The following is a 12,929-nucleotide window of genomic DNA, read 5'->3' as shown; positions in this document are numbered from 1 at the left end:
CTAGGGCGTGACGGGCAGCAGCACCTGGAACCGCGTGTCGCCGGGCTGCGACAGCACCCGGATGTCGCCGTCGTGGCGGCCCACCACGATCCGCCAGGAGATGTCCAGGCCGAGGCCCGTGCCCTCGCCGACCGGCTTGGTGGTGAAGAACGGGGTGAAGATCCGCTCCAGGTGCTCCTCGGGGATGCCGGGGCCGGTGTCGCCGATCTCCACCAGCAGCCGGTCGCCCTCGCGCCCGGTGCGGACGGTCAAGGTGCCCGAGCCGCCCATCGCGTACAGGGCGTTGTCGATGAGGTTGGTCCACACCTGGTTGAGCTCGGCGGCGTAGACGGGGATGCGCGGCAGGTCGGGGGCGTAGTCGGTGTCCACCCGCACCCCGTCGCCGATCTTGCGCTTGAGCATGGTGAGGGTGCTGTCCAGCAGTTCCCGCAGGTCGGCGGTCTGGCCGGGGGCGCGGTCGAGCTGGGAGTACTGGCGGGCCGAGCCGAGCAGGGCGGTGATCCGGGTCATCGCGTCGCCGATCTCGTGCTGGAGCTGGGAGATCTCCAGCACCCCGGCCAGCCATCGCATCGCCAGCGGCAGGTGCCCGGGGCCGACCAGCTCGGCGACCTCCTCGACGTCCTCGGCCTCGAAACCGGCCGCGACCAGGGCGGGGGCCAGCTCCCAGGCTTCCTCGACACCGAGGTCGCCCAGCACGTCGCCCAGCCCGTCCTCGGCGTCGCTGACCTCCAGCGGGCTGCGCGCGGCGGTCTGGGCGGTGCGCTTGGCGAGCCGTTCCTGGGTGAGGACCAGCTCCCCGAGCCGGTCGCAGTCGACGCCGTGCGCGGCCAGCTCGGCCAGCCGCTTCTGCGCGGCGATCAGCCGCTCGCCCAGCTCGGCGTTGGCGCGCGAGGCGGCGGCGGCCGGGTTGTTCAGCTCGTGGGTGAGCCCGGCGGTGATGGTGCCGAGCGCGGTGAGCCGCTCCCGCTGGTCGACGAGCGCCTTGATGTTGCTCATGCCGAAGAACAGGCCCTCCAACAGGTGGATGGCCATCGGGAACCACTCGTGGACGATGTGGGAGAACTTGCGGGCCGGCAGCGCGAACAGCCGGCTGGGCCGGGTCGTGCGCAGGGCGCCCCCGTACCGCTGCTCGATGCGGTCGCCCATGTACGCCTGGGTGGCGCCGCCGTAGACGCTGGGCGTGGAGCTGCGGGTCAGCTCGACCTCGTGGCCCTGGATGTTCTTGGTGAGCGCGATCTCGCCGTCCAGCAGCACGTAGAAGACCTCGGCCGGGTCGCCCTGCCGGCAGACCTCGACCCCGGCGTCGTACTCCTCGACGTGGCCGTACTCGGCGAGGACGGCCAACTGCTCGTCCGACAGCTTCTCGAACAGGAACAGCGGACGCAGCTCGTCGACGGTGATCTTCTGCATCGGGATCAGGCCTTCTCCAGGTAACGGTGGACCAGCGCGACGGCCATGGCGCCGTCGCCGACGGCCGAGGCGACCCGCTTCATCGACTCGGCGCGCACGTCCCCGGCCGCGAACACGCCGGGGACGCTGGTCTCCAGGTGGTACGGCTGGCGCTGCAGCGGCCAGCCCGCGGGCCTGCGCCCGCCGGACACCAGGTCGGGGCCGGTGAGCAGGAAGCCCCGCTCGTCGCGTTCGACCACGCCCTCCAGCCAGTCGGTGTGCGGCTGGGCCCCGATGAAGACGAACACGTACTGGGTGTCCACCGTCCGCTCCCCGTCGGGGCCCCGCAGGACGAGTCGCTCCAGATGCGCGGTGCCCTCGCCCGCGACGACCTCGGTGCGGGTGTGGACCTCGATGACGTCGATCCCGGCGATCTGCTCGATCAGGTAGTGGGACATGGACTTCTCCAGCCCGTCCGCCCGGACCACGAGGTGCACCTTCTTGGCGACCTTGGCCAGGTGGACGGCGGCCTGCCCGGCGGAGTTGGCCCCGCCGACCACGTACACCTCCTGGTCGGCGCACTGGGGGGACTCGGTCAGCGCCGCCCCGTAGAAGACGCCCCGGCCCACCAGGTCGTCGAGGCCGGGCGCGTCGAGCCGCCGATAGTTGACGCCCATGGCCAGGATCACCGCGTGCGAGGCGATCTCGCGACCGTCGGCCAGTTGGACGACACGGGTCCGCCCGCGCTGCTCAAGCCCGGTGATCTGGCAGGCGGTGAGCAGCTCGGCGCCCAGCCGGACGGCCTGCCGCCGGGCCCGTTCGGCGAGCTGGGAGCCCGACAGGCCGTCGGGGAAGCCGAGGTAGTTCTCGATGCGGGAGCTCTGCCCGGCCTGCCCTCCGGTGGCGTGCCGTTCGAGCAGCACGGTCCGCAGGCCCTCGGACGCCCCGTACACGGCCGCGCCCAGCCCGCCGGGCCCGCCGCCGACCACGACCAGGTCGTAGAAGTCGGCCCCGGGCGCGGTCGCCATGCCGACCGCGTCGGCCAGCTCCGCGTCGGTGGGGGACTGCAGGACGGTGCCGTCGGCGGTGACGACCAGCGGCAGTTCGCAGGCGCCCCCGGCCGCCGTGATCAGCTCGGCGGCCTCGGGGTCGTCGTCGAGCGTCCAGCTATAGGGCACCTGGTTGCGGGCCAGGAAGTCGCGGACCTCGTAGGAGCGGGCCGACCAGCGGTGCCCGATCACCCGCAGCTCGCCGGGCAGCCGCCGGTCCTGCCGGGACCAGGCGTCGAGCTGGGCGTCGATCACCGGGTAGAACTTCTCGTCGGGCGGATTCCACGGCTTCATCAGGTAGTGGTCGAGGTCGACCACGTTGATGGCCCGGATCGCCGCGTCCGTGTCGGCGTAGGCGGTCAACAGCACCCGGCGGGCGAACGGATACAGGTCCATCGCCTGCTCCAGGAACTCCACCCCGGTCATCTCCGGCATCCGATGGTCGGCGACCAGCAGCGCCGTGTCGTCGCCGCGCAACCGGATCTCCTTGAGCGTCTCCAGCGCCTGCGGGCCGGAGTCGGCCCGCATCACCCGGTACGACCCCGCGTACCGGCGGCGCAGATCACGCGCGACGGCCCGGGACACCCCCGGATCGTCGTCCACCGTCAAGATCACAGGCTTCGACACGCTCAACCCCCTCCAACCCCTCTGCGAGCAGCGTAGGCGGTGCCCGCCGGGCCCGGCATGTCCGGCCCCGCCGCGATTGGGGTCCGTCTCGGCGGGAAGATCCCCTGGACCTGTTCGTCGACGTGGGGAGAGTGATGAGCACCGACGACGAGAAGCGGGCGCGCCTGCGGGACCTGGAGAGCACCCTCGCCGGGCTGGAGGGGGAGCTGGGCCCGCCGACCGGTGAGCCCCGCGACTTCGGCGACGCGGCCGAGGACCTCCAGGAGCGCCAGGAGCGCGCCGCCCTGCTGGAGAGTCTGCGGGGCGAGCGCGACCGGCTGCTCACCGAGCTGAGCGAGTCCTGACCGGCCCCGGTGGTCCGGCGCCGGGTGGGCGCGACCACGGCAGGGCCCGTCGCTTCGGGCGCGATACCGTTTCCCGTGATGACGTCCAGTGCCCCCCTCGATCCGATCGCCGAGGCCCGCCGCCAGTGGCTGCGCCGCTGGCCCGAGCACGCCGAGCGCATGTCGGCCATCACGTCGGTGATGCGGGTGCAGCAGCTCCTGCTGGCGGAGATGGAACGCGCGCTCAAGCCGTTCGGACTGACCTTCGCCAGCTACGAGGCGCTGGTGCTGCTGCACTTCAGCCGTACGGGCCGGCTCCCGCTGGGGAAGATGGGCCGGCGGCTCATGGTGCATCCGACGAGCATCACCAACACCATCGACCGGCTGCAGGCGGCCGGGCTGGTGCGGCGGGTGCCCGACCCGGCCGACCGGCGGCGGGTGCTGGCGGAGATCAGCGAACACGGCCACGAGGTCGCGCTGGCGGCGACCGAGGTCGTCCACGGCATCGAGTTCGGGCTGGGCTCGCTGTCGGAGCGCGACGCCGTGACGCTGAGCGCGCTGCTGCGGCAGGTGCGGCGGGCGGCCGGCGACTTCGGGTCCGAGGTGCCCGACCCGTGGGCCACCAACACCCGCTGAGCCACCGCCGAGACCACGGTGTGTGGACGCCAGATAGTTGGACGTCCTAGTATTTCATCATGGCCCCTTTGCACCGGCCCGAGCATCCCGTCCGGTTCGTCACGGCCGCGGCGCTGTTCGACGGCCACGACGCGGCGATCAACATCATGCGGCGGATCCTGCAGTCCCAGGGCGCCGAGGTGATCCATCTGGGCCACAACCGCTCGGTGGCCGAGATCGTCGAGGCGGCGATCCAGGAGGACGTCCAGGGCGTGGCCATCAGCTCCTACCAGGGCGGCCACGTCGAGTACTTCCGCTACCTGGTGGATCTCCTGGCCGAACGCGGCGCGGGGCACGTCAAGGTCTACGGCGGTGGCGGCGGCGTCATCGTCCCCGAGGAGATCGAGGCCCTGCACACCCACGGCGTCGCCCGCATCTTCTCCCCGGAGGACGGCCAACGGCTCGGCCTCCCCGGCATGATCAACACCATGGTCGCCGCGTGCGACGTCGACCTCGCCACCCGGTGGACGCCCCCGGTCGGCGGAGCGGACGCGGGCACGGAGACACTTTCGCCCGGCACGTCGGAGACCGCCGAGGCCGGTGCGGGCTCGGAGCGGCCGTCCATCGAGGGCGTCCTGGCGGGGGACGTGCGGGCGCTGGCGCGGGCGATCACCGTGATCGAGGCCGGGCGGCTCGGGGAGGAGGACCTGCGGGTCGTCCGGCGGGCCGCGCAGGGACGGACGGTGCCCGTGTTGGGCATCACCGGCACCGGCGGGTCGGGGAAGTCCTCCCTGACCGACGAGCTGGTCCGCCGGTTCCGGCTCGACACCGAGGACAAGGTGCGGATCGCCGTCATCGCCGTCGACCCCACCCGACGCCGCAGCGGGGGAGCGCTGCTGGGCGACCGGATCCGGATGAACTCCATCGACGGCGGCCCGGTGTTCTTCCGATCCGTGGCCACTCGGGGCGCGCACGAGCTGCCCGCCCACCTGGGCGACGTGATCGCCGCGTGCCGGGCGAGCCATGACCTGGTCATCGTGGAGACCCCAGGCATCGGGCAGGGCGACGCCGCGATCGTGCCGTTCGCCGACGTGAGCCTGTACGTGATGACACCCGAGTTCGGCGCGGCCTCCCAGCTCGAGAAGATCGACATGCTCGACTTCGCCGACGCGGTCGCCATCAACAAGTTCGAACGACGCGGGGCCGAGGACGCGCTCCGCGACGTCCGCCGCCAGCTCGTCCGCAACCGGGAGGCGTTCGGGGCGCGGCCGGAGGACATGCCGGTCTTCGGCACCATCGCCGCCCGCTTCAACGACGACGGCGTCACCGCCCTCTACCAGGAGCTGCGTTCGCGCCTCGCCGAGCACGGGCTGCCCGAGGCCCCCGGCGCGCTCGCCCGCGTGGACGGCCGGGTCTTGTCCAAGATCGAGGCCGTCATCCCGCCCGACCGCTCCACCTACCTCGCCGACATCGCCCGTACCGTGCGGGGCTACCACGCCGAGACCGATCGACAGGCGGAGGTGGTCCGCCGCCGTCAACGGCTGGCCGCCGCCCGGGACATGGTCGCCGAGGCCGGGGGAGACACCGCGACGTTGGATCGGCTGCTCGACGATACCGAGGTCGGTGACGAGGCCCGCTCCCTGTTGGAGCGGTGGCCGGGCATCGTGGACGCCTACTCCAGGGACGAGCTCGTCGTCCGGGTCCGCGATAGGGAGATCCACACTCCGCTGTGGCGGGAGACCCTGTCGGGCACACGCGTCCCCCGGGTGGCGCTGCCGAACCTCTCCGATCACGGTGACCTGCTGAGGTTCCTCCGCCGAGAGAATCTGCCGGGCTCGTTCCCGTACACGGCCGGGGTGTTCCCGTTCAAGCGGGCCGACGAGGACCCGACCCGCATGTTCGCGGGGGAGGGCGACGCGTTCCGCACCAACCGTCGCTTCAAGCGGCTGTCGGAGGGGCAGCCCGCCACGCGGCTGTCCACCGCGTTCGACTCGGTGACCCTCTATGGGAACGACCCGGCGCAGCGGCCCGACATCTACGGCAAGGTCGGCACCTCAGGGGTGTCGATCGCCACGCTCGACGACATGAAGGTGCTGTACGACGGGTTCGACCTGTCGTCCCCCACCACGTCGGTGTCGATGACCATCAACGGGCCCGCCCCCACGATCCTGGCGTTCTTCCTCAACACGGCCATCGACCAGGCCCTCGACCGCTTCGCCTCCGAGAACGGGCGTCCGCCCTCCGAGGAGGAGGCCGCCGACCTGCGCGCCGCCGTGTTGAGAACGGTGCGGGGCACGGTGCAGGCCGACATCCTCAAGGAGGACCAGGGCCAGAACACCTGCATCTTCTCCACGGAGTTCTCGCTGCGGATGATGGCCGACATCCAGGAGTGGTTCGTCGCCCACGGGGTCCGCAACTTCTACTCGGTGTCCATCTCCGGCTACCACATCGCCGAAGCGGGCGCGAACCCCATCAGTCAGCTCGCGTTCACCCTCGCCAACGGCTTCACCTACGTGGAGGCGTACCTGGCGCGGGGCATGGACATCGACGACTTCGCCCACAACCTGTCGTTCTTTTTCTCCAACGGCATGGACCCCGAATACAGCGTGCTGGGCCGGGTGGCCCGCCGCATCTGGGCGGTGGCCCTCCGCGAACGGTACGGAGCCTCCGAACGAGGCCAGAAGCTCAAGTACCACGTGCAGACCTCCGGGCGTTCCCTGCACGCCCAGGAGATGGACTTCAACGACATCCGCACCACGCTGCAGGCGTTGATAGCGGTCTACGACAACTGCAACAGCCTGCACACCAACGCCTACGACGAGGCCGTCACCACCCCCACGGACGAATCGGTGCGCCGCGCCCTGGCCATCCAGCTCATCATCAACCGCGAATGGGGCCTGGCCAAGAACGAGAACCCCAACCAGGGCGCGTACGTCATCGAGCAGCTCACCGACCTCGTGGAGGAGGCGGTGCTGACGGAGTTCGAGCGCATCAGCGAACGCGGCGGCGTCCTCGGCGCGATGGAGACCGGCTACCAGCGGGGCCGCATCCAGGACGAGTCGATGCTGTACGAGACCCGCAAGCACGACGGCTCGCTGCCCATCATCGGCGTCAACACGTTCACCACGCCCGACTCGGCGTCCACCAAGGGGCCGGTGGAGCTGGCCCGGGGCACCGAGGACGAGAAGCAGGGCCAACTGCGCCGCCTGGCCGCCTTCCAGGAGGCGCACCGCGAGGAGGCCCCGGCCGCCCTCCGCCGCCTGCGGGAGGCGGCGATGTCCGGGGAGAACGCCTTCGCCGCCCTGATGGACACCGCCCGCGTGTGCTCCCTGGGCCAGATCACCGACACCCTGTTCGAGGCCGGCGGCCAGTATCGCCGCAACGTCTGACCCCGAGGTCGTGCCTCAGCGGAACATCCTCGCCGAAGGCGATGAGTCGTCAATGGTCAGCGGTCTTGCGGGGCATCTCGGCCCACACCGTGGTCCGGCCGTCGTCGCCGACGTCCCAGCCCCACGCGTCGGTCAGCCCGGCGACGATCACCAGTCCCCGCCCGCTCTCGTCCACGCCCGTGGGGATCTCCGGGAGCGCCGCCGTCCCGCCGTCGTCGGTGAACTCCAGGCGTACGCGATCGTCGGCCATGAGCACCGCCACCCGCAGCCGCCCGCCGGGCTCCCCCGACATCGAGTGCCGTACCGCGTTGGTGACGATCTCGCACACCACCAGCTCCAGGTCCGTGAGGTCCACCCCCACGCCGTCCAGTCGCTCCCGCAGGAACCGCCGCACCTGCCGCACGTCCACCAGCGCGCCGTCGCCCTCCCCGGGGAACGACATCGCGCGCACCGGCCGGAGCCCCTGCGCCTTCACTCCCGCCCCGCCTTCGGCCCCTGCGCCACCATGAACGCCGCGACCCTCGGAGACCCCTCGTCCGTCACCCGGCACCGAGCACCCCCACCCCACAAGAACGACCAGCCGCCCCCGTCCTGAACGGCCACCACCTCGCGCTTGTCGCTTGCCCCATGCCGGCTCGGCCACACCGCCAACACGGGCTCACCCCCACCCCGCATCAGGAGCGAGGAGTCCCGCCCCAACTCCGACAACGCCACCGCGAGCTCCCCGAGCAACCGCATCCGCACCCGCGTCACGTCCACCTCGGCCCCGCGCGGTTCCGTTCCGGCGACATCCATCGGTGACCTCCCGCATTCGCCTGCACCCGCATCGTGGCGCCGGCATCCTTCTGCCGATGCGTCATACATAACACCGATGTGCAGAGCTGTACGATGCAGAGCTGCAAAATGGTGATGGAGTGTCACCACAAGGAAAGGTGAACATGGCCGCCGACAGCCCGACCATCCGACGCCGCCAGTTGATGAACGCCCTCAAGCGCCTCCGCGAGAGCGCCGGCCTCACCCAGGAACGGGCGGCCGAGCAGCTCGACTGGCACCACACGAAGATCTTCAGGATCGAGACCGGCCGCACCGGCCCGCACCCGAACGACGTGCGCGCCATGCTCGACGTCTACGGCGTGACCGACAAGGCCGAACGCGACGCCCTCATCCAGCTCGCCAAGGACGCCCGCAAGCGCGGCTGGTGGTACTCGTACCGCGACGTCCTGCCCAGCAAGTACGAGTCCTACATCGGCATGGAGGCAGAGGCGACGTCCATCCGCGAGTTTCACGTTGCTGCGATACCTGGTCTGTTGCAGACCGAGGGGTACGCGACCGCCTTCATCCGGGGTGGGCCGCTGGAGCTCGACGAGGATGAGATTCGGCGCCGAGTCGAGGTTCGAATGACTCGGCAGCACATCCTGCGCGGACCCGATCGCCCCCAGCTATGGGTGATCCTCGACGAGGCGGCCATCCACCGAGCTGTGGGTGGTCCTGCGGTGATGAGGGGCCAGCTTGAGCACCTGCTCGCTGTGGCCAGGGGCCGTACGACGCTCCAGCTCGTCCCTTACAGCGTGGGAGCCCATCCCGGAGCAACCGGCAACTTCAGCCTCCTCAGTTTCCCGGAGAGCTCCGACGCCGACGCCGCCTACGTGGAGATCGTCAACGGAAACCTCTGGATCGACAGGGCTGAGGAGGTCGAACGGTTCGCGACGGCCTTCGATCATCTCCGTGCCGTCGCAGTCAGCCCGGAGGATACGCGGGCTATGCTGATTGCAGCCCTAAATGAGTACAAATGACGAACTAGGGGGCGCAGGGTGGCGACTTCGGACATGTCCCGTGCAGTGTGGCGCAAGAGCAGCCGCAGCTACCAGGATGGGTCGTGCGTTGAAGTCGCGGCGCTGACGGGCATGGTGGCCGTCCGCGACAGCAAGAACCCCGAGTCTGCGGCGCTCGCCTTCTCCTCCTCGGCCTGGCGGGCGTTCGCCCGCCGGCTCGCGGAGGACCCGCTCCGCTAGCCCGCTCTCCGGAGCCTCGGGCCACTCGGTCAACGGGCGTTCCCCCCGGCGGACGCCCGGTACATGCGGGTCTGCCGCCGGTACCGCTCCCGCCTCCGGAACGCCGCCGTGAACGCCTCCCAGACGACGACGTCCGCGAGGGCGGGCCCGAGTCGCCGGCCCGCCCACCGGTATCACCCGCCGCTTCCCGTTCCCGAGGTCACCGCCGGGCGAAGTGCTCGATCAGCCGTGAGTAGTTGTCGTCGGCGTGACCCCGGTCGACGGCCTCGGCCACGAGGTCGCGGGTGAAGCCGGGGAACGCGTCGTCGACACCCCGCTCCCGGCTCTCCCGGACGAGGTCCTCGACCGACGGCAGGTGATGCTTGAGCGCTCCGTACTCCACCGCGTGCTCACCGCTGTCGACGGCCTCGGCGATCGAGGGCAGGAACGAGATCAGCGCCTTCATCGAGGCACCGGCGTCGTCCAAGAATCGGCCCACCTCGACACCCTCGCTCGACAGCAGCGCGGCGGCGTGCAGGAACCCGTTCAGCGTGCCCCACATGGTGTCGTGGACGGCCATCCCGTAGAGCACCGGCACCCCGGGGTCGTCCGCCACCAGGCGCTTGTGCCCGCTCAGCAGCCCCAACACCGCGTCGAACCGCTCGTACACCGCGCTCGCGCCGCCGTAGAACACCACCGCGTCCGGGTGCCCGATGCCCGGGGCGATCGTCATGATCTGCCCGTGCAGGTACTCCGCCCCCCGCCCGGCGACCCACTCGGCCACCGCCTGGACCTCGGCCGACGTCCCATCGGTCAGGTTCACCACGGAACGACCGGCGAGCGCGTCGCCCGCCGACGCCAACAGCTCGCGGGCGACCGTGTTGCCCTTCACGTTCACGACCACCAGCTCACCGGCGGCGACGGCCTCCCGCACGGACGCCGCCTCCTCGGCCCCTGCGGCGACGAGCGCTTCGGCCCTCCCCGGGGTGCGGTTCCACACCGTCGTCGGGTGGCCGCCCTTGAGGAACGCGCTCGCCAGCGCCGAGCCCATCTCACCCAACCCGATCACGGTCACGTTCATCGGATGCCTCCTGCATTGCGGTCGTCCGGAATCGGTCTCCAACCGTAGAAACTCGACCGCGCTTGAGGTCAAACCGAGCCCCGGTGGCCCTGGGCGCCTACTCGGCGAGGTACTGGTCCGCGTACGCGCCGGACGGCGCGATGGGCGTGATGACGTCGATCAGGACGCCATTGGGGTCGGCCACGATGAAGTGCCGTTGCCCGAAGTCCTCGCTGCGCAGTTCGAGTTCCGGTCGCAGCCCCTCGCCGACGACGAGCCGTTCCCACTCGGCGTCCACGTCCTCCACCTCGAAGTTGAGCAGCAGTCCCCGCACCGGCGCGCGATGGGCCTCGGGCACCGTCGGGTGGGTGTGGTCGAGCAGCGCGAGCTCGTACGGGCGCGTCCCCGGTCGCCGCAGGCTCACGTACCAGTCCGACTCGAAGGTCGTCTCGAACCCGAACAGTCGCCGGTAGAAGTCGTGCGACTCGGCCAGCCGCTCGACGCCGAGGACCGGATAGAAGCTGGTCAACATCATGAGGTTCTCCGTTCGCGTACCGATGGTATGTGGCGGTACGCTACGTTGCGTACCATCGGTATGTCAAAGGGAGGGTTCGTGACGACGCACGGGGCCAGGGCCCGCCGGCGCGAGCAGACCCGGGGCACCCTGCTGGCCGAGAGCCGGCGACTGTTCGCCGAGCGCGGCTACGGCGCCGTCGGGCTGGCGGAGATCGTGCAGGCCGCCGCCGTCACCAAGGGCGCGCTGTACCACCACTTCGACGGCAAGGCCGCCCTGTTCCGCGCGGTCCTCGAACAGGTGCAGCAGGAGGTGGCCCGGCAGGTCGCCGCGACCGCCGAGGCCCGGGACGACCCCTGGGACCGGCTCACGGCCGGCTGCCGGGCCTTCCTCACCGCGAGCACCGACCCGGACGTTCAGCGGATCATGCTCATCGACGGCCCCGCCGTGCTCGGCTGGAGCGAGTGGCGCGCGATGGACGAGGACGCGTCGGCGCGCCACCTGGCCGAGGCCCTCACCGACCTCATGGAGGCGGGGATCGTCACCCCTCGGCCGGTCGAGCCGCTCACCCACCTGCTGTCCGGCGCGATGAACGAGGCGGCCCTGTGGCTGGCGCGATCGACCGACCCCCGCGCCCTGGACGACACCTGGGCCGCGCTCTCACAGATGCTCGAGGCGTTCCGCGGCGGCGCTTGAACGGACGCGCGAGGCCGCGCCGCGTCGGGCACCGGCGCGCCGCCAGATCGGTCAGGAATCGAGAAGCGCAGGTCACCGGGCCGCAACTAGCGTCTTCCCCATGAACTTCATCGCATCGGTCACCCTCGAGGCCGCCGACGTCACGGCCGCCACCGACTTCTACACCGCCTTCGGACTGGGCTCTCGGGTACGCCTGCGGGCCTCCGAGGCGCCCACCTCCGGGTTCCGCGGGTTCGTGATGGCGCTCACGGTCCCCGGGCCCGCGACCGTCAACGGCTTCATCGACGCCGCCCTGAACGCCGGCGCCACGACGCTCAAGCCCGCCGCCAAGTCGTTCTGGGGCTACGGCGGCGTCGTGCAGGCCCCCGACGGCACGATCTGGAAGGTCGCCACCTCGCACAAGAGGGACACCGGCCCGGACACCCGACGGATCGACGAGATGGTCCTCCTCCTCGGAACCTCCGACGTCGCCGCCAGTAAGAGGTTCTACGTCGAGCAGGGCCTGACCGTGGCCAAGAGCTTCGGCCGCAAGTACGTCGAGTTCGCGTCCGGGCCCGACAGCCCCGTCAAGCTGGCCCTGTACGGGCGACGCGCCCTCGCCAAGGACGTCGGCGTCCCCATCGACGGCACCGGATCCCACCGACTCGTCCTCGGCGGCACCGGCCCGTTCACCGACCCGGACGGGTTCGCCTGGGAGGCCGCGTCGCCGGCCCTCACGTCCTGAGCCGGCCCCGCGGAATTTCCCGAGTCTTTGGCCTCCCGAAGCGGTCGCCGAAGCCGTTGCGGACATACCCCTTCTCCACCCACGCGCACGAGAGGAAGAGCCATGACGGCCGCCGAGAAGTACGACGGATTCACCGACGAGGAACGCGACGCGATGAAGGAGCGCGCCAAGGAGCTGAAGACGGCCAAGCGCCGCGGCCCGCGCGCGACCAAGGCCGACGCGGAGGGCGAGGTGCTCGCGAAGATCGCCGAGATGCCGGAGGCGGACCGCGTCCTCGCCGAGCGGATCCACGCCATCGTCAAGGCCGACGCGCCCGACCTCACGCCGAGGCTCTGGTACGGGATGCCCGCGTACGCCAAGAACGGCAAGGTCGTCTGCTTCTTCCAGAGCGCGCACAAGTTCAAGTCGAGGTACGCCACGCTCGGCTTCAACGACCCCGCCAACCTCGACGAGGGCACCATGTGGCCGACCGCCTACGCCCTGACGACACCGACCGCCGCCGACGAGGCGCGCATCGGCGACCTCATCAAGAAGGCGGCGAGCTGACTCCGG

General features: G+C 70.9%; 14 protein-coding genes. 8 read left to right on the top strand and 6 right to left on the bottom strand.

Going from position 1 to position 12,929, the window contains the following annotated elements; genetic code table 11:
* Positions 1-1,410, bottom strand: a complete 1,410-nt coding sequence (locus DFJ69_RS07700) for an ATP-binding protein (RefSeq protein WP_116021838.1) — start codon at positions 1,408-1,410, stop codon at positions 1-3.
* A gap of 5 nt (positions 1,411-1,415) precedes the next feature.
* Positions 1,416-3,065 carry an FAD-dependent oxidoreductase gene (locus tag DFJ69_RS07695; protein ID WP_245974135.1) on the bottom strand — a complete coding sequence of 550 codons (1,650 nt, stop codon included), beginning with the start codon at positions 3,063-3,065 and terminating at the stop codon, positions 1,416-1,418.
* Between the two features lie 134 nt (positions 3,066-3,199).
* On the opposite strand from DFJ69_RS07695, the gene DFJ69_RS07690 reads away from it, so the two are divergent.
* The 3 genes from DFJ69_RS07690 to icmF all read left to right on the top strand — a co-directional run bounded on the left by DFJ69_RS07690 (position 3,200) and on the right by icmF (position 7,392).
* Positions 3,200-3,409 (top strand): hypothetical protein, encoded by a 210-nt coding sequence (locus tag DFJ69_RS07690; protein WP_116021836.1) that lies wholly within the window; start codon positions 3,200-3,202, stop codon positions 3,407-3,409.
* Positions 3,410-3,487: 78 nt separating this feature from the next.
* Positions 3,488-4,024 carry a MarR family winged helix-turn-helix transcriptional regulator gene (locus tag DFJ69_RS07685; RefSeq protein ID WP_116021835.1) on the top strand — a complete coding sequence of 179 codons (537 nt, stop codon included), beginning with the start codon at positions 3,488-3,490 and terminating at the stop codon, positions 4,022-4,024.
* Positions 4,025-4,083: 59 nt separating this feature from the next.
* Positions 4,084-7,392: a fused isobutyryl-CoA mutase/GTPase IcmF gene (gene icmF / locus DFJ69_RS07680; RefSeq protein WP_211328540.1), complete on the top strand. Its 3,309-nt coding sequence runs from the start codon at positions 4,084-4,086 to the stop codon at positions 7,390-7,392.
* A 49-nt stretch (positions 7,393-7,441) separates the two neighbouring features.
* Here the strand turns inward: icmF and DFJ69_RS07675 are convergent, their stop codons facing one another.
* Both DFJ69_RS07675 and DFJ69_RS07670 read right to left on the bottom strand, forming a co-directional pair.
* Entirely contained in the window at positions 7,442-7,867 is a 426-nt protein-coding gene (locus DFJ69_RS07675) for an ATP-binding protein (RefSeq protein ID WP_245974133.1), read from the bottom strand.
* Positions 7,864-8,187: a hypothetical protein gene (locus DFJ69_RS07670; protein WP_116021833.1), complete on the bottom strand. Its 324-nt coding sequence runs from the start codon at positions 8,185-8,187 to the stop codon at positions 7,864-7,866. Before DFJ69_RS07670 ends, DFJ69_RS07675 begins: the two co-directional genes overlap by 4 nt.
* A gap of 143 nt (positions 8,188-8,330) precedes the next feature.
* Here DFJ69_RS07670 and DFJ69_RS07665 point away from each other — a divergent pair, with 143 nt between their 5' ends.
* Together DFJ69_RS07665 and DFJ69_RS07660 are read left to right on the top strand one after the other, a co-directional pair.
* The gene (locus DFJ69_RS07665; RefSeq protein WP_116021832.1) at positions 8,331-9,185 is read left to right on the top strand and encodes a helix-turn-helix domain-containing protein; all 855 of its coding nucleotides are present in this window, start codon (positions 8,331-8,333) and stop codon (positions 9,183-9,185) included.
* Between the two features lie 33 nt (positions 9,186-9,218).
* Positions 9,219-9,404 (top strand): DUF397 domain-containing protein, encoded by a 186-nt coding sequence (locus DFJ69_RS07660; RefSeq protein WP_116026472.1) that lies wholly within the window; start codon positions 9,219-9,221, stop codon positions 9,402-9,404.
* Between the two features lie 199 nt (positions 9,405-9,603).
* Here the strand turns inward: DFJ69_RS07660 and DFJ69_RS07655 are convergent, their stop codons facing one another.
* Together DFJ69_RS07655 and DFJ69_RS07650 are read right to left on the bottom strand one after the other, a co-directional pair.
* Positions 9,604-10,464: an NAD(P)-dependent oxidoreductase gene (locus DFJ69_RS07655; protein WP_116021831.1), complete on the bottom strand. Its 861-nt coding sequence runs from the start codon at positions 10,462-10,464 to the stop codon at positions 9,604-9,606.
* Between the two features lie 97 nt (positions 10,465-10,561).
* On the bottom strand, positions 10,562-10,978 hold the full coding sequence (locus DFJ69_RS07650; protein ID WP_116021830.1) for a VOC family protein: 417 nt from the start codon (positions 10,976-10,978) through the stop codon (positions 10,562-10,564).
* Between the two features lie 78 nt (positions 10,979-11,056).
* Here DFJ69_RS07650 and DFJ69_RS07645 point away from each other — a divergent pair, with 78 nt between their 5' ends.
* The 3 genes from DFJ69_RS07645 to DFJ69_RS07635 all read left to right on the top strand — a co-directional run bounded on the left by DFJ69_RS07645 (position 11,057) and on the right by DFJ69_RS07635 (position 12,923).
* A complete protein-coding gene (locus DFJ69_RS07645) occupies positions 11,057-11,653 on the top strand; it encodes a TetR/AcrR family transcriptional regulator (RefSeq protein ID WP_245974131.1) in 597 nt (198 codons plus the stop codon).
* A 100-nt stretch (positions 11,654-11,753) separates the two neighbouring features.
* Entirely contained in the window at positions 11,754-12,377 is a 624-nt protein-coding gene (locus tag DFJ69_RS07640; RefSeq protein WP_116021828.1) for a VOC family protein, read from the top strand.
* A 102-nt stretch (positions 12,378-12,479) separates the two neighbouring features.
* Positions 12,480-12,923: an iron chaperone gene (locus tag DFJ69_RS07635; protein WP_116021827.1), complete on the top strand. Its 444-nt coding sequence runs from the start codon at positions 12,480-12,482 to the stop codon at positions 12,921-12,923.
* The last annotated feature ends 6 nt before the right edge of the window (positions 12,924-12,929 follow it).

The sequence above is a fragment of the Thermomonospora umbrina genome (assembly GCF_003386555.1).
Classification (GTDB): Bacteria; Actinomycetota; Actinomycetes; order Streptosporangiales; family Streptosporangiaceae; genus Thermomonospora; species Thermomonospora umbrina.
This window is presented reverse-complemented; position numbering and strand designations above follow the sequence as displayed.